Here is a 19,268-nt window from a genome sequence, read left to right on the forward strand (position 1 = left end):
GTGACGGACCCGAACAAACTGCACCCCCACGAGCTGGCTCATGAGGTGTTGCAAGACACGGCCATGGACCAAGCCCTCGACTGGCTGATCGCCTTGCAGTGCCCGCAGCCCGGGCAGCAGGCCGAATTCGAAGCCTGGCTGGCCAGCGATCCCGCCCACGTCCACGCCTTCGCCAAGGCCCAGGCGGCCTGGGGTGGCGCGCCAGTGCACAGCGCCGCCGTCGCCCTGGCAGCACCGCGCAAGCCCAGCGCCTGGCGGTGGATCAAACCCCATTGGAAACCTTTGGCCACCGCCGCCGTGTTGCTGATCGGGCTGTTCAGTTTCAGCAACCTGCCGGTGCGCCTGCAGGCCGATCACCTCACCGTGGTGGGCGAACGCCAGCGCCTGCAACTGGACGACGGTTCAAAGGTGCTGCTCAACACCAATTCGGCGTTTTCCAGCAGCATCAAGGACCATCAGCGCATCGCTCGCCTGTACCAGGGCGAGGCGTTTTTCGAAATCAAACCCAACCATGGCCTGCCCCTGGAAATCGACGCCGGCCCCGTGCGCGCCAGCGTGCGCGATACCGCCTTCGCCGTGCGCTACCTCAATGGCGAAGCACAGGTGCAGGTGCAACGTGGCGATGTCGACCTGAGCAATACCTTCAATGATGCCCGCGTGCGTCTGAGCGCCGGGGAAAGCATCCGCGTCGGCCCCAAGGGTTTCGGCTCGCCCGCCAGACTGGACGCCAACAAGGACCTGGCGTGGGTGCAAGGCCGGCTGATCTTCGAAAACTGCCCCATGAGCGAAGTGCTCGCCGAGCTGCGCCGCTATTACCCTGGCTGGATCGTCAACACCAACGACCAACTCGCCAGCGTCGCCGTCACCGGCAATTACCGCCTCGACCAGCCCCTGGATGTGGTGCGCTCGCTGGCCCACATCACCTCGGCCAAGTTGTCGGAATACCCGGCGCTGGTGATCCTCAACTAAATGAGAATTATTTTTACTCGATAGCTGGCACTGGTACGTCTCGTCTTAGCCAATGCAACTGATTCCTATTTGGTTCGGTTCGCAACTATAAGATTCGTACCCCGGAGCGCTCTCGATGTCCTCTTGTTTCAACCGCCGGTCCTCTTCGCCCGTGCTGTCCTTGCTGACGGCGGCCATCCTGCTGGCCGGTGCGCCAGTGATGACCGCCACCGCCGCCGAGCCTGCTCCGCGCAGCCATGGCAACTACAACTTCAGCATCGAGCAGCAATCGCTGGTCTCTGCACTCAACGCATTTACCGCCGTGACCGGCTGGCAGGTCGGCCTGCCGGCGGAACTGGCCCAGGGTGTGTCATCCCCTGGCGTACGCGGTCCGTTGTCGCCGGAAAAAGCCCTGGACCGGCTGTTGGTGGGGACCAACCTGAGCTATCGCAAGCTGGGCAGCAACAACATCATCCTGGAAAAACGCGCAGCGGGCGGCACCCTAAACCTGCAACAGGTAACCATCAGCGCCACCCGTAACGAGCAGGATGTGACCAGCGTACCGAGCACCGTCAGCGTGCAGGACCGCGAAGAACTGGACCGCCAGAACGTCAACAACATCCGCGAACTGGTGCGCTACGAGCCCGGCGTCTCGGTCGGCGGCGCGGGCACCCGCTCCGGTAACGCCGGCTTCAACATCCGCGGTATCGACGGCGACCGCATCCTCACCCAGGTGGACGGCGTGGAAGTGCCGGACAACTTTTTCAACGGCCCCTACGCCAAGACCCGTCGCAACTACGTCGACCCGGAGATCGTCAAGCGTGTGGAGATCCTGCGCGGTCCGGCCTCCGCCCTGTACGGCAGCAGCGCCATCGGTGGCGCCGTGAGCTACTTCACCCTCGACCCGGACGACATCATCAAGCCAGGCCAGGATTTCGGCGCCCGCCTCAAGACCGGCTACAGCTCCGCCGACGAAAGCTGGCTGACCTCCGGCACCGTCGCCGGCCGCCTGCAGGACTTCGATGGTTTGCTGCACCTGAGCCAGCGCAATGGCCACGAGACCGAATCCTACGACGGCAACAACGCCACCGGCCTGGCCCGCACCGGCGCCAACCCGGAGGACGCGCGCACCACCAACATCCTGGCCAAGCTCGGCTGGAACTATGGCGATGACAACCGCTTGGGCCTGACCTACGAGAAGTACAAGGACGATCGCGACGTCAACCTGAAGAACGCGGTAGGCGGCCCGTTCATCGGCGGCCGAGGCTTCAACCTCTACCGTGATCGTCGTGGCAACGACACCATTACCCGTGAACGTTTCGGCCTGGAAAACAGCTTCGCCCTCGAGTCGCCGATTGCCGACCGCATCAAGACCAGCCTCAATTACCAGATCGCCAAGACCGACCAGACCACCGCCGAGATCTATCAGTCAGGCCGTCGTGTCCTGCGCACCCGCGACACGCTCTACCAGGAAAAACAGTGGATTTTCGACGCCCAGCTCGACAAGGCGTTCAGCCTCGGTGAAACCGACCACCAGGTGACCTACGGCACCACCCTCAAGCAGCAGAAAGTCACCGGTTCGCGCGAGGGCAACGCGACCTGCGTGGCCGTCGGCAGTGGGTGCACCGCCATCGGTGCACCCAGCCCGATTGCCAGCGACAGTGTGAAGAAGTCCAGCGACTTCCCCGACCCGACCATCAACACGTATTCGCTGTTCGCACAGGACCAGATCACCTGGGACAAGTGGACCTTCCTGCCCGCCGTGCGCTACGACTACACCCAGCTCAAACCCAAGCTGACCCAGGAATTTCTCAACACCGTCAACCCGACAGGGGCGGACCCAGTGAGCGACAAGGAAAAAACCTGGCACCGTGTGACGCCCAAGTTTGGCCTGACGTACGCCCTGACGGATCAATACACCTGGTTCGGCCAGTACGCCGAAGGTTTCCGTACGCCGTCTGCCAAGGCCTTGTACGGCCGCTTTGAAAACCTGAACCTGGGCTACACCGTCGAGCCGAACCCCGACCTCAAGCCAGAAACCAGCAAAGGCGTCGAAACCGGGATTCGCGGCAAGTTCGACGAAGGCTCCTTCGAGATCGCCGTGTTTTACAACAAATACCGCGACTTTATCGACGAAGACAACGCCGTTGCCGGGGGCAGTCTTGAACAGTTCCAGGCCATCAACATCAAGCGCGCCACCATCAAGGGCGCCGAAGCCAAGGGCCGCCTGAACCTGGATGCCTTCGGTGCGCCGCAAGGTCTGTACACCCAGGGCTCGGTGTCCTATGCCTATGGCCGCAACGACGATAACGGCGAGCCGCTGAACAGCGTCAACCCGCTCAAGGGCGTCTTCGGCCTGGGCTACGACCAGGACAACTACGGTGGCCTGTTGAGCTGGACCCTGGTGAAAAAGCAGGATCGCGTCGACAGCACCACCTTCCACGCGCCGGACGGCGACACCAGCGGCCCCTTCAAGACGCCTGGCTTCGGTGTGGTCGACCTGACCGCCTTCTACAAAGTCACCCACGACGTGACCATCAACGGCGGCCTCTACAACCTCACCGACAAGAAGTACTGGAACTGGGATGACGTGCGCAGCTACGACAGTGTCGGCGAAGCCGCCGTGACCGGCCCGGCCAACCTCGACCGCCTGACCCAGCCCGGCCGCAACTTTGCGATCAACGTGATCTGGGACATCTAGCACCGCCCTACTCACCCCGTTGAAATTTCTTCGACGGGGTGAGGATTTTTTACTGTGCCGCGTCTTCTTGTTCGTCTAGTTGATAACAGCTCTCTTTCGGGCACCCAGGCGCATCCCTTCTCAAGGACTTTTCATGACCGCTTCCCCTACCGCAGAACGCGCAAGCCTGCGCTCCCAACGCCTGAACCAGATCACCAACGAGCCGCACACCAAGCTCGACGCACTGGTCAAGGCTCACGCCCCGTTTGAAACCCGGGCCAACTTCGCCCGTTTCGTGGTGGCGCAGTACCTGTTCCAATCGGAACTGGTGGCCCTGTACAACGATGCCGAACTGATCAAGATCGTGCCGGACCTGGCCGAGCGTTGCCGTGCCGAAGCCGCCAAACTGGACCTGGGCGACCTGGACACCGAGGTGCCTGCACCGGTCGCCGGCGCCGTGAAAAACCCGAGCAAGGCCGAAGCCCTGGGCTGGCTGTTTGTGTCCGAAGGCTCCAAACTGGGCGCTGCGTTCCTGATCAAGCGTGCCGTGGGCCTGGGCCTGAGCGAAACCTTCGGTGCCCGTCACCTGGGTGAGCCGGCCGGTGGTCGCGCCGAAGGCTGGAAAAGCTTCACCCGTACCCTCGACGCCCTGGAGTTCAGTGCCGAAGAGGAAGCCGCAGTGGAAAAAGGTGCGATCGACGCGTTTGTACGCTTCACCGTCTTGCTCGAACAGGCGTACGCTAGCGCCCCTGAATTGGCCTGACATCCAGATTGAAATGCCATCAACTGTGGGAGGGGGCTTGCCCCCGATAGCAGAGCGCCAGTCAACGCTTCTCTAGCTGACACATCCCCATCGGGGGCAAGCCCCTCCAACAGTTGGCGCTCACTTCGCGACGTTACAAATAAACCATGACCCGCAAAACCCAATCCACCTCGAAAATCGCCCGGATCCTCTTCGGCCTGCTGGCCTATGTCAGCCTGGGCATTGGGTTGATCGCGATTGTCGTGCCGGGTTTGCCCACCACCGAATTCATCCTGCTGGCCGCCTGGGCCGCCACTAAAAGCTCGCCACGCCTCAGCGCCTGGCTGGAGAACCACCGGCTGTTCGGGCCGATCCTGTTCAACTGGCGCAACGGCAAGATCATCGCTCGCCGAGCCAAAGTCAGCGCCACTGTAAGCATGTTGCTGTGCGCCATGCTGATGCTGGTGATGCTCGACCACGGCTGGCCGATCTACCTGGCCATTGCCGGAATGAGCCTGGGCAACCTGTGGATCTGGTCACGCCCGGAAAGGCTTGCAGCGCCTGTCTGACGCCGCATGTAGGTGTTTTCCTACCGCTCATCGCCTCTTTCTCATGAATTGATTTGTGACGCCGATGTTTCAGACATAGCGCTGAATGGACTTGGCTCTGCTGCATGCATCCCCACCAGTCCATTCGCGAGTGAGCCTATGTTCAACACCCTCTCCATCCGCCTGAAAATCGTGCTGCTGTCCGGCCTTTGCCTGTTGGGGGTGATAGCGCTGGTCGTCGGCATCAATATCTACAACACCAACCAGAATGATCTGTTGGTCAGCGATTCCAGCTCGCGCATGCTCACCGCCAGCGTGGAACAACTGCTGCAAGCCAGGGCCGCCGAGCAAGCGGTGCAGTTGCAGAAAACCTTTGGCGACAGCCTGATGGCGCTGACAGCGCTGGCCGACCAGATCAAGGATTTGCGCACCATGGCCAGCAAGCGTGGCCTGGAAGCCGGCGCGCTGCGCGAAGAAATCAACCAGAGCCTGAAAACCACCTTTGATCGCAACAGCAAAGTGCTGGGGTTCTGGCTGTCATTCGAACCCAACGGCCTGGACGGCAAGGACAGCGAGTTCGTCGATGACAAGGCACGCGTCTCCAACGAAACAGGGCGCTTCTCCAGCTATTGGAGCCGTGCCGGCGGTGAAGGCTTGAACACCATCATGGTCGAAGAAGACCTGAACAAGACCACCCTCACCCTCAACGGTACGCCCTACAACATCTGGTACACCTGCCCACGGGACACCCGCAATACCTGCCTGCTGGACCCCTATGAAGATACGGTGGCCGGCAAAAAGGTACTGATGACCACCATCGCCTCGCCACTGATCGTGGGGGGTAAACTCATCGGCGTCGTCGGTGTCGACATCGCCCTCACCGCCCTGCAAGCAACCGCCGACGCTGCACAGAAGGACCTGTTCAACGGCGCAGCGCACCTGGAGATTCTCTCCAGTACCGGCCTGATTGCCGCCTACAGCGGCGAGCCGGCCAAGGTCGGCAAGAACCTGATCGACACCCTCGGCGCCGAGGGCAAGGAAATCGTACAGTTGCTGGCCAGTGACAACCGCATGATCCGCGAACAGGACGACACCATCCGCGCCGTGTACCCGGTCAAGCCGATTGCCGACGCCAAATCCTGGGGCGTGGTGATCAAGCTGCCAAAAGCCGTGATGCTCGCCGACAACGTCAAGTTGCAGCGGGTGCTTGACGACGCCCAATCCGCCGGCACCCTGAAGGCACTGCTGGTGGCCGCCGCCGCCGGCCTGCTCGGTTTGCTATTGATCTGGCTGACCGCTACCGGCGTGACCCGGCCGATCAACAGCGTGGCCGCCATGCTCAAGGACATCGCCAGCGGCGACGGCGACCTTACCCAACGCCTGGCCTACGCCAAGAAGGATGAACTGGGCGAACTGGTGAACTGGTTCAACCGTTTCCTCGACAAGCTGCAACCGACCATCGCCCAGATCAAGCAAAGCATCACCGAAGCACGCGGCACCGCAGACCAGTCTTCGGCCATCGCACGCCAGACCAGCGAAGGCATGCAGGTGCAGTTCCGCGAAATCGACCAGGTGGCCACCGCGTCCAACGAAATGAGCGCCACCGCCCACGACGTCGCCAACAGCGCGTCCAATGCCGCCAGCGCGGCACGCGGTGCCGACCAGTCGGCGCGTGAAGGCATGTCGATCATCGAGCAGAGCACCCGCGACATCACCACCCTGGCCGAAGAAGTCAGCAAGGCCGTGGGCGAAGTCGAAGCCCTGGCGGTCAACAGCGAACAGATTGGTTCAGTGCTGGAAGTGATCCGCAGCATTGCCGAGCAGACCAACCTGCTGGCCCTCAATGCCGCCATCGAAGCGGCACGCGCCGGGGAAAGCGGTCGAGGGTTTGCGGTGGTAGCCGACGAAGTGCGTAACCTGGCCAAGCGTACCCAGGATTCGGTGGAGGAAATCCGCCTGGTGATCGAGCGCATCCAGAGCGGCACCCGTGGCGTGGTGGCGACCATGCACTCCAGCCAGAGCCAGGCCCAGAGCAATGCCGGGCAGATCCATCAGGCGGTGCAGGCTTTGGGCAAGATCAGCGATGCGGTCACCGTGATCAGCGACATGAACCTGCAGATCGCCAGCGCCGCCGAACAACAGAGCGCCGTGGCCGAAGAGGTCAACCGCAACGTCTCGGCGATCCGTACCGTGACCGAAACCCTCACCGGCCAGGCCACCGAGTCGGCGGCCATCAGCAGCCAACTCAATGCACTGGCCAGCCAGCAGATGAAGTTGATGGATCAGTTCAGGGTGTAAACCCAATCTCAAAAACAACACAGTTCCAATGTGGGAGGGGGCTTGCCCCCTCCCACAGTTTGATCACTTTGGATTTAGAGACCGGTCCAGGCACTGACAAACTGCGTCAGGTCTTCTTTAGCCGCGGTACGCGGCGGGTTCTGCGGTGTGCCCAGGTACAGGAAGCCAATCACCTCCTCATCCGCCGTCAGCCCCAGGCCTTTGGCCACGTGGGCCGAGTAGGACAATTCCCCGGTGCGCCATACCGCACCAATCCCCTGGGCATACGCCGCCAACAGGATGCCATGAGCCGCACAGGCAGCAGCCAGCAGTTGCTCGGACTTGGGCACCTTGAAGTGCTCCTGCAAACGGGCAATCACCACCACCACCAACGGCGCGCGCAACGGGCCGTTCTGGGCCTTGTCGATCACCGCCTGTGGCGCATCGGCGTCTTGCAGCCGGGCCGCTTCGGCCAACAAGGTGCCCATCTGTTCGCGAGCAGCGCCTTCAACCGTGAGGAAGCGCCAAGGGCGCAGTTGGCCGTGGTCGGGCGCACGCATGGCGGCGGCAAACAGCACATCGCGCTGCTCCTGGGTCGGCGCCGGTTCCAGCAGGCGCGGCACGGAAACACGGTTGAGCAAAGCGTCGAGAGCCTGCATGGGCCACCTCCAGAAAAAAATGTGCGGTCATTCTAGCGGGAATGAATCGGGATGCCACCAAACGATAATTGCTCTTATTCATTGCGCCCTGCCCTGTTAGACTTTGCGACCTTATTTTCCGCCGTGGTTCAGGAAATTCGATGTCCCCTTCGCTTTTTCGCCTGTCCGCAGCCTTGCTGGCCTTGAGCCTGGCTGGCTGCGATGACGCGCCCAGATTTACCAAGGCCGAGCCGGGTGAATCACGGGCGGGCGGTGCTGCGACGGTGAACAAGCGCGACCAGAACGCGTTTTCCCTGCCCTCGGCCAACCTGTCGCCCACCCGCCGCCTGGATTTCAGCGTCGGCAACAGCTTCTTTCGCAGCCCCTGGGTGATCGCACCGTCCACCACCACGGCGCGTGATGGCCTCGGCCCGCTGTTCAACACCAACGCCTGCCAGAACTGCCATATAAAAGACGGTCGTGGTCACCCACCGCTGCCCGATGCACCCAACGCGGTGTCGATGCTGGTACGCCTGTCGATTCCGGATGCGCCCGCCTATGCCAAGGCCATCGAGCACATTGGCGTGGTGCCCGAGCCGGTCTACGGTGGGCAATTGCAGGACATGGCCGTGCCGGGCGTGCCGCCGGAAGGCAAGGTGCGGGTCGATTACACGCCGGTCAACGTGACGTTCAAGGACGGCACGGTGGTCGAGTTGCGTAAACCCGACCTGCAGATCACTCAGCTTGGCTACGGCCCGATGCACCCCGACACGCGCTTTTCCGCACGCATCGCGCCGCCGATGATCGGCCTGGGCTTGCTCGAAGCCATCAGCGACGCCGACATCCTACGCAACACCGACCCGAAGACCGCCGACAAGCAAGCCATTGTCGGCCGCGCCAACTGGGTCTGGGACGACGCCCAGCAAAAAACCGTGCTCGGGCGTTTTGGCTGGAAAGCCGGGCAACCCAACCTCAATCAACAAAATGTTCACGCGTTCTCTGGTGATATGGGCCTCACCACATCCCTGAGACCCTTTGATGACTGCACCGATGCCCAAGTCGCCTGCAAACAGGCCCCCAACGGCAATGGCCCCGATGGCGAGCCGGAAGTCAGCGACAACATCCTGCGCCTGGTGCTGTTCTACACGCGCAACCTGGCGGTGCCGGCGCGCCGTGGCGTCAACACGCCGCAGGTGCTGGCCGGTAAAAACCTGTTCTATCAAGCCGGCTGCCAGGGTTGCCACACGCCTGCATTCACCACGGCCGCCAATGCCGCCGAACCTGAACTGGCCAACCAGGTGATCCGCCCCTACAGCGACCTGCTGTTGCACGACATGGGGCCGGGCCTCGCCGACAACCGCACAGAATTCAAGGCCGGTGGCCGCGACTGGCGCACGCCGCCGTTGTGGGGCATTGGTCTGACGCAAACCGTGAGTGGCCATACCCAGTTCTTGCATGACGGCCGCGCCCGCAACCTGCTCGAAGCCGTGCTGTGGCATGGCGGTGAAGCCCAAGCGGCGCAGCAGCATGTGTTGTCCTTCAATGCCGAGCAGCGTGCTGCGTTGCTGGCGTTCCTGAATTCTTTATAAGCTTCGCCCCACTTATAGAAGGGAGCTCGACATGTTCCGTCCCAAGTTGTTGTTCACCAGCCTGGCCGCCCTCGCCCTAGGCGCCTGCTCGCCGCAAGACCCGCAAGCAGTGACCTCTGCGGCCATCGCCAAGCAAGTGATCCTGCCGACCTACAGCCGCTGGGTCGAAGCCGACCGCCAACTGGCCGTCAGCGCGCTGGCCTACTGCCAGGGCAAGGAGAGCCTGGACACCGCGCGTGCCGATTTCCTGCATGCACAAAAGGCTTGGGCCGAGCTGCAACCGCTGCTGATCGGGCCGCTGGCCGAGGGCAACCGTTCGTGGCAGGTGCAGTTCTGGCCGGACAAGAAGAACCTGGTCGGCCGCCAGGTCGAGCAACTGGTCGCCAGCCAGCCGCAGATCGACGGCGCCGCCCTGGCCAAGTCCAGCGTGGTGGTGCAAGGCCTGTCCGCCTACGAATACATCCTCTACGACGCCAAGACCGACATCGCCGACGACGCACAAAAGGCCCGTTACTGCCCGCTGCTGGTCGCCATCGGTGACCGTCAGAAGGCCCTGGCCGAAGAGATCCTGGCCAGCTGGAACAGCACCGACGGCATGCTGGCGCAGATGACCAAGTTTCCGAACCAGCGCTACGCCGATTCCCACGAAGCCATTGCCGATCTGCTGCGCGTGCAGGTCACCGCACTGGACACCCTGAAGAAAAAACTCGGCACGCCGATGGGCCGCCAGACCAAGGGTATCCCGCAGCCGTTCCAGGCCGATGCATGGCGCAGCCAGTCGTCCCTGCAAAGCCTCGAAGCCAGCCTCGCGGCAGCCCAGACCGTATGGGTCGGCGTCGACAACAAAGGCCTGCGTGGCCTGCTGCCGTCAGAGCAGAAGCCGTTGGCCGACAAGATCGACGCCGCCTATGCCGCGTCGCTGAAACTGTTCGCCAGCAACCAGCGCACCCTCAACGAACTGTTGAACGATGACGCTGGGCGCCAGCAGCTCAACGATATCTATGACAGCCTCAACGTCGTCCACCGCCTGCACGAGGGCGAGCTGGCCAAGGCGCTGGGCATCCAACTGGGCTTTAACGCCAACGACGGTGACTGATGATGCTCAGGCGACAGGCTTTGGCCATCGGCAGCGTGCTGCTCAGTGCTCTCACACTGGGTGGCTGGACGCTGTTCAAAAGCAAAGACAAGGGCCCGCTGCTGCTCTCGGCGCGGGATGATGCGGACGGCAAGCACTACGCCGTGGGTTACCGCCTGGACGGCAGGCAGGTATTTGCCACCCAGGTCGGCCAGCGCTGCCACGACATCATCAACCACCCGACGCTGCCGATTGCGCTGTTTGTCGCCCGTCGCCCGGGCACCGAGAGTTACCTGATCGACCTGCGCGATGGCGCGCTGCTGCAAACCATCACCTCCCGGGTCAACCGCCACTTCTATGGCCACGCGGTCATTCACAAGAGCGGCGACTGGCTGTACGCCACCGAGAACGACACAACCGACCCCGGCCGTGGCCTGCTCGGTGTGTACCGGTTCGAAGGCGAGCGGCTGGTGCATACCGGCGAGATCTCCACCCACGGCATCGGCCCGCACCAGGTGTCGTGGATGCCCGACGGCGAGACCCTGGTGGTGGCCAACGGCGGCATTCGTACCGAAGCCGAAAGCCGCGTGGAGATGAACCTCGACGCCATGGAACCGAGCCTGGTGCTGATGCAGCGCGACGGTACCTTGATCAGCAAGGAAACCCTCGGCCAGCAGATGAACAGCGTGCGGCACATGGGGATCGCCAGCGATGGCACCATCCTCACCGGGCAGCAGTTCATGGGGGCATCACAGGAGCGTTCCGAGTTGCTGGCGATCAAGCGTCCGGGGCAGCCATACGTGGCGTTTCCGGTGGCGGACGAGCAGTTGCAGGCGATGGGGCACTACACCGCCAGCGTCGCAGTGCACAGCGAATTGCGCCTGGTGGCGTTGACTGCCCCACGGGGCAACCGCTTCTTTATCTGGAACATGGACAGCGGCGAGCTGCGCCTGGACGGACCGCTGCCCGACTGCGCCGGCGTGGGCGCGGTCGAGGATGGGTTTGTCGTGACCTCGGGCCAGGGCCGTTGCCGGTTCTACGATTGTCGCCAGAAACAGTTGGTGGCAACGCCGCTGGAGTTGCCGGCAGGGCTTTGGGATAACCATCTGCATCTGATCTGAGTGCAGGTCGCTTCTCACCCGACACGAGCCGAATGCCACGTTAAGCAACGGCTCGCTGTTACGCCTGCTTGATATCAGAAGGGGGAAGTAACTCAGAAATCTCTGAGAGTAAGTTGAGTTCGGCAATACCTTAAGAAGTAGAAGATACTCGCCGTAGGCACTTTCGCACTCTATGGAACGAATTCGGAACATTTACCACTTAGCTACGTGACTTTAATCACTACACAAGCCAGGAGAATAAATGTTCAACCTTATAACGCTCAACGGTATGCAGTCAGCGCACACACCGCCCGCCAATCGATCGCCGTGCCCATCTGAATCGCCAGCCACTAACTATCCCTGTGGACCGGATACCCGCAACTCCAATACAGACCAAAAGACTCAGGTTATACGCGCCAACCCTCCATCCCATCCCACTGGACGCCCATGGGGCGATAACCGCGGCGCACGTGAAATGGTCGACAGCAATCCCAGACTTAAAGAGTATTATTTCGGACCGCACCCAGAAAGTGACTTCGACCGGGCTTATAAAAAGGTTGGTAACTTTTCGATTGATAACCCCGACCCCAATGATCGGGCAGACAGGATGTACGATTTCTCGCAAGTGGTCGGGTACATCACATCAGGCACGGACAGCAGAGCATCACCTACACCTGGGCGACCGATATATGATGGCTATAATGGCCCCGGAAAGCCTCCCACAAAAAACTCAAATTATGAACTGTTCTTGAACTTCCTCGAGAACGGTTATTCGGCCCTGAAAGACCCAGCCAAAGATACAGAGAAAAACAAAAAAACCGATATAACCGAACATAATAGAGAAGCTAAAACTTCCGACACACCTCCAGACACAGAGAAAACTGTAACACCTAAAACAACGACGCCCCCCATCAGTGGCACTGAGGCCAAACGCCCAGAATTAAACACCGACGTCGCACCCACTGGCCCTACGGGAAGGCCAGAGTGGGATAAGCGGTTAGCAGGTCAGATTCTCGAAGAGAATCGTGAGATTGTAAATAGCCGACCTAAAATCATTCCCGATGAATGGTTAATAGAGGTTGTCGGTAACTATACTCCTAGTAATCCGGACCCAGTAAGCCAAGCTAATGCTGCTTACTACTTGGTACGTCTACTCCACTACATTGACTCTTTAACAACCGAACTTAGCCATCGTAACCATATGCCCACGGACCCTGCCGACCCAGAAAAAAACTTTGCCCCCTACCAATACAAAAACAACGGAAAAATTGACGGTGAACGCTACTCACCCCTTCCTCCTCCATTTAATTACGCAACAATCGACGCAGGCAGTGAGGCTGCCATCTTGTATAGGGTCGCCCACGAAAGGTCCTACTCAGCCCTGCCAACTGATAAAACCGAGTACTCCAAGCAGACAAAAATAGCGTACCCTGAAGTTGGAGCTTTGCCGCCCAAAAAACATAACTACGAAGTTCCCACATAATGCCAAGTTAACGTTGACACTCATAAACCGACAGCACCTTCAACGAGGCAACACGGCAAATAAAGCAATGCCCCCACAGCATTCTTTACGACTTTACAACCAGAGTACCCGACCTACAAAACGGCTCAATAAGTTATACACGCACTGAGGCCGAACATTAAAAACACTAAAGAAAGTTACGCCCTTCTACTTTAACAAGCCCAAAAAAGGCCTCGTAACGCGAGGCCTTTTCATTTTGCCTTTAAACTCATCAACTCTGTGGCCTCATCCCTTGAGACATGCCAAACATGAACAGCAACAACTCATGATCGGGCTTGGCCGCCGTGCTCGCCTTGGCAACGCGCGGCAACAGGCATTGCGCGCCACCCTGCGTTGCACTGAGCACCTGGGTGCGAGGCTGTTCCCACGCCGCCAGCGCCAGGGCTGCAACGCCCAGCGCCCCGACCAGGAACAGACCTCGTGCTATTTCTAGCTTCATCTGGTTAAACCCTTGATAGCGCTGCCAAACGCCGTCTCGTAAAAGTAGCTGAGTTTCTTCCAGTCGGTATCGTTCCACGACGAATGGCGGCGCAATTGCAGCATGTCATGGGAGGCGGCCCGATAAGCGGTCAGGCGCTGGCGGCATTTCTCGAAGTCCAGCAGCGCCACTTCGACGTTGGCCGAGTCACCCTCGCCCGTCACCCGCACAAAGATATGCTTGATGTAGAGGCAGCCATGCTGCCATCGGCCCTTGTGCATGCGCGCCAGGGTGCCGGCCAGTTCCTGGAGCACACGCTCATGCACCAGTTCGCCGTATTGCTCGCGGCCACCGGCGGCGTACCAGTTCTCGATTTCGTCGAAACCGTCGAGGGCGGCAGTGACCAGCAGCGCTTTCCATTGGTGCTCGGGGTCGCGGCGCGCTTCGCAAAACACCATTTCCGGCACACGCACGTCCAACAAACGCAAGCCCTTGAGGGCATCGCGCTCACGCAGCACCGTCGGGCGGCCAAACGGATGCAGCCAACTGCGGTAGATGTGCCCGGTCTGGCGCTTGCTGTAGAGCAAGCGTCCGTTGGGGCTGATCACACGCTGCACACCGCTTTCACCACCACGGCGACGATTGGGCTCTTCGACCCACTCGCCTTGCTGGTGCCAGAAATAATCGAATCGTTCCTCGGGAGCTACGTGACTGCCTGCTACGCACTCAACTGCCATCCTGTTACCTCTTGCGTAATACGTACACTCGCCACATGGCGTAGAGCGGTATGAAGTCCAGGGACTCCTGGACACGGAAGCCGGCTTCCTCAAACTCTGCTTCAACAGTAGCAGCCGGTAACACAAATCTGTTTTGGTAACCTTCCTGCTCACCTTTCTTGCGACGCTGCTGTTCGAGCCGCTTGCGTTTCCAGGCCTTGAAATTGCCATCGACCCACAACGAAACAATCACGCTGTCACGGGTAACGCGTTGAAACTCGCGCAATATCGCCACGCGATGCGCCGGATCACCAATGTGGTGCAACAGGCGCATACAGAAAATGCTGTCGACCGCGTTATCTGGCAAAGCAATATCAAAGGCCGATGTCTGCAAGGGTCGTACCCGTTTCACCACATCGGCGGGCTGGGCTGCCATTGCCACCTTCAACATCGACGCCGAGTTGTCGGCGCCAATGATCACGCGGTTGGGCTTTTCCGCCAGCAAGGGCCAGAAACGCCCCGCGCCGCAGGGCAAGTCCAGCACCAGGCCAGGCTCACCCGCCATCGCCAGCGCACCACGGGCCAACTGCTCGTCGCGTTTGTGGGACAACCGGCGCGCCAGATTGTCCTGATGCTTGAGCAAATATTCTTGAGCGTGTTCGTCGTCGTACTTTTCGGAAAATTCGAGCTTGATCGGGGTAGGCATCAACGGGTCTCCAGTAGCTGATGCCTACAACGTTAAGCAGCGCACTGTGATTAACAGGTCAACCCGTTGTGAAAAACTTGTCCTGTCCAGCCCCATACATTTCAAGACTTTACAGACTCACGCAATAGCATGGGGCCATCTTCGCCGAATTACCGGGATCTCTGGCAGGATAGCGGCAGGGGATGGCGTCAGGCGTTGACCTGACTCAATTGCACATGAAAGCGGCAGCCGTTGGGCTCCATGGTACTGAGGCTGACGCTCCAGCCCTGGTTCTCGCAGATGCGCTGCACCAGCGACAACCCCAAACCCAGGCCCTCACCGCGCTTCTCGCTGCCGCGTACGAACGGCTCGAACATTGCCTCGCGCTTGTCCTCGGGGATACCGACACCACTGTCTTCCACGATAAATCCGCTCGGTTCCAGGGTCAGCCGGATAAACCCCTGCTCGGTGTAGTGCAGGGCATTGCGCAGCAGGTTGCCCATCACCGCATGCAGGAAGGTGGTGTTATAGCGCGTATCCAGGGGGGTGCCGGGCTGATAGATCAGTTCCAGGCCTTTGTGCTCGATGGGCTCGCGCCAGATGCCGAGCAGATCTTCGGCCACCTGCGTCAGGCTGACCTGGGGCGACATTGCCGCTTCGTCATGCTGGGCACGGGCCAGCATCAGGAAAGTCTGCACCAGTTCGCGCATTTCTTCGCAGGCCCGGGCAATGCGCAGCACCTGGTTGCGCCCGCGCTGATCGATGGCGGGGTTTTCCAGCAGCAGTTCGCAGGAGCTGGCCAACACCATCAAGGGTGTGCGCAGCTCATGGCTCACGTCACTGGTAAACAGCTGTTCACGGGACAGGGCCTGGCGCAGCCGTCCCAATGTGGCGTCGAACGCCACCGCCAGTTCGCCCACTTCATCCGCCGCGTAATCCGGCGCCAAGGGCGGGGCCAGGCCGAGCAATTGGTCACGGTGGCGCACCTGACGGGCCAGGCGCACCACCGGCGCCATCACTTTGCGCGCCAGCACCCAGCCGAGGAACACCGCCAGCGCCAGGCTGAGCACAAAGCCCACCAGCACCACGGCGAACAACACGCGCTCGCGCTCTTCGAAATCGCTTTGGTCCTGCAACAGTACGTAGCGCCGCCCGTCGACCACTTCGACCATGGCGTGGTACGACAGCGCCTCGCGGAATACTTCATGGAAACCGGGCTCAAGGTGGCGTAGGTCCTTGGGCAACTCGAAGTCGCCGGGGCCACCACTGAAATAAAACAGCTGGTCCGGCTCGGGCCGGTGCCGCCAGTCCTCGACGGTGTCCATCAGCAGCAGGCGTTGCAAGTCGCCGCCCAGGCCCGCCGAGATCAACTTCTCTTCCACCAGGTGCACCGTCGCCACGATACCCATGGCGAAGGCCCCCGCCACCAACGCACTCATCAAGGCAAAGGCGATGATGATCCGTTGCGCAAGGCTTTGCTTAAACTCCATCACGACCCTCGGCCAGGCGATAACCCACACCGTGCACCGTCTGCAGCAACGGCTTGGCAAAAGGTTTATCGATCACCTGGCGCAATTGGTGAACGTGGCTGCGCAGGCTGTCACTGTCCGGGCAGTCATCGCCCCACAGGGCTTCTTCGAGAATTTCGCGGCGCAGCACGTGCGGGCTCTTCTGCATCAGCACCGCCAGCAGTTTCAGGCCGACCGGGTTGAGCTTGAGCAGGCGCCCTTCGCGGGTAACTTCCAGGGTATCGAGATCGTAGCTCAGGTCACCGACCTGCAGGGCGCGGCGACCGCCGCCCTGGGCACGGCGCAGCACGGCTTCGATACGTGCGGCCAGTTCCGATAGCGCAAACGGTTTGAGCAGGTAATCGTCGGCGCCGGACTTGAAGCCCTGCAGCCGGTCGTCCAACTGATCGCGGGCAGTGAGCATGATCACCGGCGTATCGCGGCGAGCGTCTTCACGCAGGCGTTTGCACAGGGTGTAGCCATCAATGCCGGGCAGCATGATATCGAGCACGATCAGGTCGTAATGCTCGGTGGCGGCCAGGTGCAAGCCCGACAAACCGTCCTGCGCACAGTCCACGGTGTAGCCCTTCAGCCCCAGGTAGTCGGCCAGGTTGGCCAGAATATCGCGGTTGTCTTCAACCAGTAGAATTCGCATGGGCAGTGTCTCCGTACGCGGTAACGGCCGTGTTGGCTCGCGCAGCTTAAGGCCAAGTGTGGCTCAGGGATAGACCCGCAAGCGCCGTCGATAAAGGTTTTCAACCGATTAATTAGTCGAACGAGTTTTTCACTATAGCTTCACAAACTGACTACAGTGTCAGAGCGAAGATCGCGCCCATCGATATAAGGAAGTTGGACATGGGGTTTCTCAAAACAGCGCCTATGCGCTATTTGCTGCTGGTCACCGGTGCCTGGCTGTTGGTTTTCCTGCTCACGCGCAGCGTGCTGCTCATCACTCACCTGGACGAAGTCGGTGGCAACCTGCTGCCGGTGTTTGGCGTGGGCCTGCTGTACGACCTGGGCTTTCTGGCCTATGCCGCCCTGCCACTGGGGTTGTATCTGCTGCTGTGCCCACCTGCCCTCTGGCGCCGTCGCGGTCACCGCTGGTTCCTGCAGGCGGTACTGACCGTCAGCCTGTTCGCCATGCTGTTCACCTCGGTCGCCGAATGGTTGTTCTGGGATGAATTCGGCGTGCGCTTCAACTTTATCGCCGTCGATTACCTGGTGTACTCCGATGAGGTGTTGAACAACCTGCTGGAGTCCTACCCGATCGGCAAGCTGCTCAGCCTGCTGGCGATGCTCGCCGTTGTGTTGAGCCTGGCTCTGCGCAGACCGTTCATCGCCGCGATGAATGCACCGCTGCCGGCAATGCGGGGTCGCCTGGTCAATGCCCTGGGCCTGTTGGTGGTTGCTGGCCTCAGCCTGCAACTGATCAGCCAGGACAGCCCACGCGCCCAAGGTGGCAACGCCTACAAGAACGAACTGGCGAGCAATGGCCCGTATCAGTTTTTCGCCGCGTTCCGTAACAACGAACTGGACTACACCCAGTTCTATAAAAGCCTGCCCGCGGACGTTGTCGCCAAACAGTTGCGCGCCGAACTGAGTGAGCCCAATGCTCGCTTCATCGACAAGGACCCCTTGGATATCCGCCGCGCCATCGATAACCCCGGCACGCCGCGCACACCCAATATCGTGCTGGTGACCATCGAAAGCTTCAGCGCCAAATACATGGGCAGCAACGGTGACGAGCGCAACCTGACGCCCAATCTGGATGCGCTGCGCAAACAAAGCCTGTATTTCAATAACTTCTATGCCACCGGCACCCGCACGGATCGAGGCCTGGAAGCTATCACGCTGGCCATCCCACCGACACCAGGCCGCTCGATCGTCAAGCGCATCGGCCGCGAAAGCGGCTTTGCCAGCCTGGGCCAGCAACTCACCGCCATCGGCTACGACAGCGTGTTCGTCTACGGCGGACGTGGCTACTTCGACAATATGAATGCGTTCTTCAGCGGCAACGGCTATCGGGTCGTCGACCAGAGCAGCGTGCCAGAATCGGAGATCTCATTTAAAAACGCCTGGGGCATGGCCGACGAAGACCTCTACAAACAAACCCTGAAACTGGCCGATGCCGACTACGCCAAGCAGCAGCCGTTCCTGCTGCAACTGATGACCACCTCCAACCATCGCCCCTACACGTACCCGGATGGGCGCATCGATATCAAATCCGGTAACGGCCGCGACGGTGCGGTGAAGTACACCGACCACGCCATCGGTGAGTTCCTGGAGGCGGCACGCCAGAAGCCGTGGTTCGATAACACGATCTTCGTGTTTGTCGCCGACCACACTGCCGGCAGCGCGGGCAAGGAAGACTTGCCCATCAGCAACTACCAGATACCGCTGTTCATCTACGCCCCCAAGCTGGTCGACGCCCGGGAAACCGCGCAACTGGCCAGCCAGATCGACCTGGCGCCCACCTTGCTCGGCCTGCTCAACCTGAGCTACGAATCGACCTTCTTCGGTCGCAACCTGCTGCAAGACAACCCACTGCCACCCCGTGTGGTGGTCGGCAACTACCAGCACCTGGGGCTGTTTGACGGTAAAGACCTGGCGATCCTCAGCCCGCGCCAGGGCCTGCGTCGCCACGATCAGGCCCTGGGTGAAAGCCAGGAGCTGCGGGTGGGCAGTGATGACCCGCTGATCCTGCGCGCCATCACCTACTACCAGGCCGCCAGCTATGGCTTCAAACAACAGTTGCTGGGCTGGAAAGCGCCGAAGGTCGCAGAACCCGCCATCAGCGCCCGCTGATCGCCACGCGTGGCCCT

At 60.8% G+C, this 19,268-nt stretch carries 16 protein-coding genes and 1 pseudogene; 11 read left to right on the top strand and 6 right to left on the bottom strand.

Features of this window, described 5'->3' with window-relative positions:
• From BM026_RS24940 to BM026_RS29700, 6 genes and pseudogenes are all read left to right on the top strand, one after another.
• A complete protein-coding gene (locus tag BM026_RS24940; protein ID WP_093513900.1) occupies window positions 1–969 on the top strand; it encodes a FecR family protein in 969 nt (322 codons plus the stop codon).
• Between the two features lie 115 nt (window positions 970–1,084).
• Window positions 1,085–3,649, top strand: coding sequence for a TonB-dependent receptor (locus tag BM026_RS24945; protein ID WP_093125129.1), 2,565 nt, complete (start codon window positions 1,085–1,087; stop codon window positions 3,647–3,649).
• Between the two features lie 133 nt (window positions 3,650–3,782).
• Window positions 3,783–4,391: a biliverdin-producing heme oxygenase gene (locus BM026_RS24950; RefSeq protein ID WP_071489315.1), complete on the top strand. Its 609-nt coding sequence runs from the start codon at window positions 3,783–3,785 to the stop codon at window positions 4,389–4,391.
• A gap of 146 nt (window positions 4,392–4,537) precedes the next feature.
• Window positions 4,538–4,939 (top strand): YbaN family protein, encoded by a 402-nt coding sequence (locus BM026_RS24955; RefSeq protein ID WP_071489314.1) that lies wholly within the window; start codon window positions 4,538–4,540, stop codon window positions 4,937–4,939.
• Window positions 4,940–5,350: 411 nt separating this feature from the next.
• Window positions 5,351–6,358, top strand: a pseudogene (locus BM026_RS29695) (HAMP domain-containing protein); the annotation flags it as partial.
• A 102-nt stretch (window positions 6,359–6,460) separates the two neighbouring features.
• Entirely contained in the window at window positions 6,461–7,216 is a 756-nt protein-coding gene (locus BM026_RS29700) for a methyl-accepting chemotaxis protein (protein ID WP_370468593.1), read from the top strand.
• Between the two features lie 74 nt (window positions 7,217–7,290).
• On the opposite strand, the gene BM026_RS24965 is transcribed toward BM026_RS29700, so the two are convergent.
• Window positions 7,291–7,854: an NAD(P)H nitroreductase gene (locus tag BM026_RS24965; RefSeq protein WP_071489312.1), complete on the bottom strand. Its 564-nt coding sequence runs from the start codon at window positions 7,852–7,854 to the stop codon at window positions 7,291–7,293.
• A gap of 140 nt (window positions 7,855–7,994) precedes the next feature.
• On the opposite strand from BM026_RS24965, the gene BM026_RS24970 reads away from it, so the two are divergent.
• The 4 genes from BM026_RS24970 to BM026_RS29020 all read left to right on the top strand — a co-directional run bounded on the left by BM026_RS24970 (window position 7,995) and on the right by BM026_RS29020 (window position 13,080).
• Complete coding sequence (locus BM026_RS24970; protein ID WP_093530457.1) at window positions 7,995–9,422, top strand: di-heme oxidoreductase family protein; 1,428 nt, start codon at window positions 7,995–7,997, stop codon at window positions 9,420–9,422.
• 31 nt (window positions 9,423–9,453) lie between these two features.
• Window positions 9,454–10,518 carry an imelysin family protein gene (locus BM026_RS24975; RefSeq protein WP_071489310.1) on the top strand — a complete coding sequence of 355 codons (1,065 nt, stop codon included), beginning with the start codon at window positions 9,454–9,456 and terminating at the stop codon, window positions 10,516–10,518.
• A gap of 2 nt (window positions 10,519–10,520) precedes the next feature.
• Window positions 10,521–11,618 carry a DUF1513 domain-containing protein gene (locus tag BM026_RS24980; protein WP_092247151.1) on the top strand — a complete coding sequence of 366 codons (1,098 nt, stop codon included), beginning with the start codon at window positions 10,521–10,523 and terminating at the stop codon, window positions 11,616–11,618.
• 241 nt (window positions 11,619–11,859) lie between these two features.
• Window positions 11,860–13,080, top strand: a complete 1,221-nt coding sequence (locus tag BM026_RS29020; protein ID WP_139217577.1) for a hypothetical protein — start codon at window positions 11,860–11,862, stop codon at window positions 13,078–13,080.
• A gap of 250 nt (window positions 13,081–13,330) precedes the next feature.
• Here the strand turns inward: BM026_RS29020 and BM026_RS24985 are convergent, their stop codons facing one another.
• From BM026_RS24985 to colR, 5 genes are all read right to left on the bottom strand, one after another.
• Entirely contained in the window at window positions 13,331–13,558 is a 228-nt protein-coding gene (locus BM026_RS24985; protein ID WP_028617789.1) for a hypothetical protein, read from the bottom strand.
• Window positions 13,555–14,274 carry a lipopolysaccharide kinase InaA family protein gene (locus tag BM026_RS24990; RefSeq protein ID WP_092246795.1) on the bottom strand — a complete coding sequence of 240 codons (720 nt, stop codon included), beginning with the start codon at window positions 14,272–14,274 and terminating at the stop codon, window positions 13,555–13,557. The genes BM026_RS24985 and BM026_RS24990 overlap by 4 nt, the downstream gene beginning before the upstream one ends.
• 4 nt (window positions 14,275–14,278) lie before the next feature.
• Window positions 14,279–14,959 carry a class I SAM-dependent methyltransferase gene (locus BM026_RS24995; RefSeq protein ID WP_092246792.1) on the bottom strand — a complete coding sequence of 227 codons (681 nt, stop codon included), beginning with the start codon at window positions 14,957–14,959 and terminating at the stop codon, window positions 14,279–14,281.
• Window positions 14,960–15,147: 188 nt separating this feature from the next.
• Window positions 15,148–16,428 carry a sensor histidine kinase gene (locus BM026_RS25000; protein WP_092246789.1) on the bottom strand — a complete coding sequence of 427 codons (1,281 nt, stop codon included), beginning with the start codon at window positions 16,426–16,428 and terminating at the stop codon, window positions 15,148–15,150.
• Complete coding sequence (gene colR / locus BM026_RS25005) at window positions 16,418–17,101, bottom strand: two-component system response regulator ColR (RefSeq protein WP_003175870.1); 684 nt, start codon at window positions 17,099–17,101, stop codon at window positions 16,418–16,420. The genes BM026_RS25000 and colR overlap by 11 nt, the downstream gene beginning before the upstream one ends.
• A gap of 200 nt (window positions 17,102–17,301) precedes the next feature.
• Between colR and BM026_RS25010 the strand changes: the two genes are divergently transcribed.
• Complete coding sequence (locus tag BM026_RS25010) at window positions 17,302–19,251, top strand: LTA synthase family protein (protein ID WP_093513896.1); 1,950 nt, start codon at window positions 17,302–17,304, stop codon at window positions 19,249–19,251.
• Window positions 19,252–19,268 lie beyond the last annotated feature (17 nt).

The sequence above is a fragment of the Pseudomonas sp. NFPP24 genome, from assembly GCF_900112095.1.
Lineage (GTDB): Bacteria > Pseudomonadota > Gammaproteobacteria > Pseudomonadales > Pseudomonadaceae > Aquipseudomonas > Aquipseudomonas extremorientalis.

Bases quoted from the DNA above. Each gene is read 5' to 3' on its own strand.
- BM026_RS24945 (WP_093125129.1), top strand. From the start codon at position 1,085: ATGTCCTCTTGTTTCAACCGCCGGTCCTCTTCGCCCGTGCTGTCCTTG.
- BM026_RS24950 (WP_071489315.1), top strand. From the start codon at position 3,783: ATGACCGCTTCCCCTACCGCAGAACGCGCAAGCCTGCGCTCCCAACGC.
- BM026_RS24955 (WP_071489314.1), top strand. From the start codon at position 4,538: ATGACCCGCAAAACCCAATCCACCTCGAAAATCGCCCGGATCCTCTTC.
- BM026_RS29700 (WP_370468593.1), top strand. From the start codon at position 6,461: ATGCAGGTGCAGTTCCGCGAAATCGACCAGGTGGCCACCGCGTCCAAC.
- BM026_RS24965 (WP_071489312.1), bottom strand. From the start codon at position 7,854: ATGCAGGCTCTCGACGCTTTGCTCAACCGTGTTTCCGTGCCGCGCCTG.
- BM026_RS24970 (WP_093530457.1), top strand. From the start codon at position 7,995: ATGTCCCCTTCGCTTTTTCGCCTGTCCGCAGCCTTGCTGGCCTTGAGC.
- BM026_RS24975 (WP_071489310.1), top strand. From the start codon at position 9,454: ATGTTCCGTCCCAAGTTGTTGTTCACCAGCCTGGCCGCCCTCGCCCTA.
- BM026_RS24980 (WP_092247151.1), top strand. From the start codon at position 10,521: ATGCTCAGGCGACAGGCTTTGGCCATCGGCAGCGTGCTGCTCAGTGCT.
- BM026_RS29020 (WP_139217577.1), top strand. From the start codon at position 11,860: ATGTTCAACCTTATAACGCTCAACGGTATGCAGTCAGCGCACACACCG.
- BM026_RS24985 (WP_028617789.1), bottom strand. From the start codon at position 13,558: ATGAAGCTAGAAATAGCACGAGGTCTGTTCCTGGTCGGGGCGCTGGGC.
- BM026_RS24990 (WP_092246795.1), bottom strand. From the start codon at position 14,274: ATGGCAGTTGAGTGCGTAGCAGGCAGTCACGTAGCTCCCGAGGAACGA.
- BM026_RS24995 (WP_092246792.1), bottom strand. From the start codon at position 14,959: ATGCCTACCCCGATCAAGCTCGAATTTTCCGAAAAGTACGACGACGAA.
- BM026_RS25000 (WP_092246789.1), bottom strand. From the start codon at position 16,428: ATGGAGTTTAAGCAAAGCCTTGCGCAACGGATCATCATCGCCTTTGCC.
- colR (WP_003175870.1), bottom strand. From the start codon at position 17,101: ATGCGAATTCTACTGGTTGAAGACAACCGCGATATTCTGGCCAACCTG.
- BM026_RS25010 (WP_093513896.1), top strand. From the start codon at position 17,302: ATGGGGTTTCTCAAAACAGCGCCTATGCGCTATTTGCTGCTGGTCACC.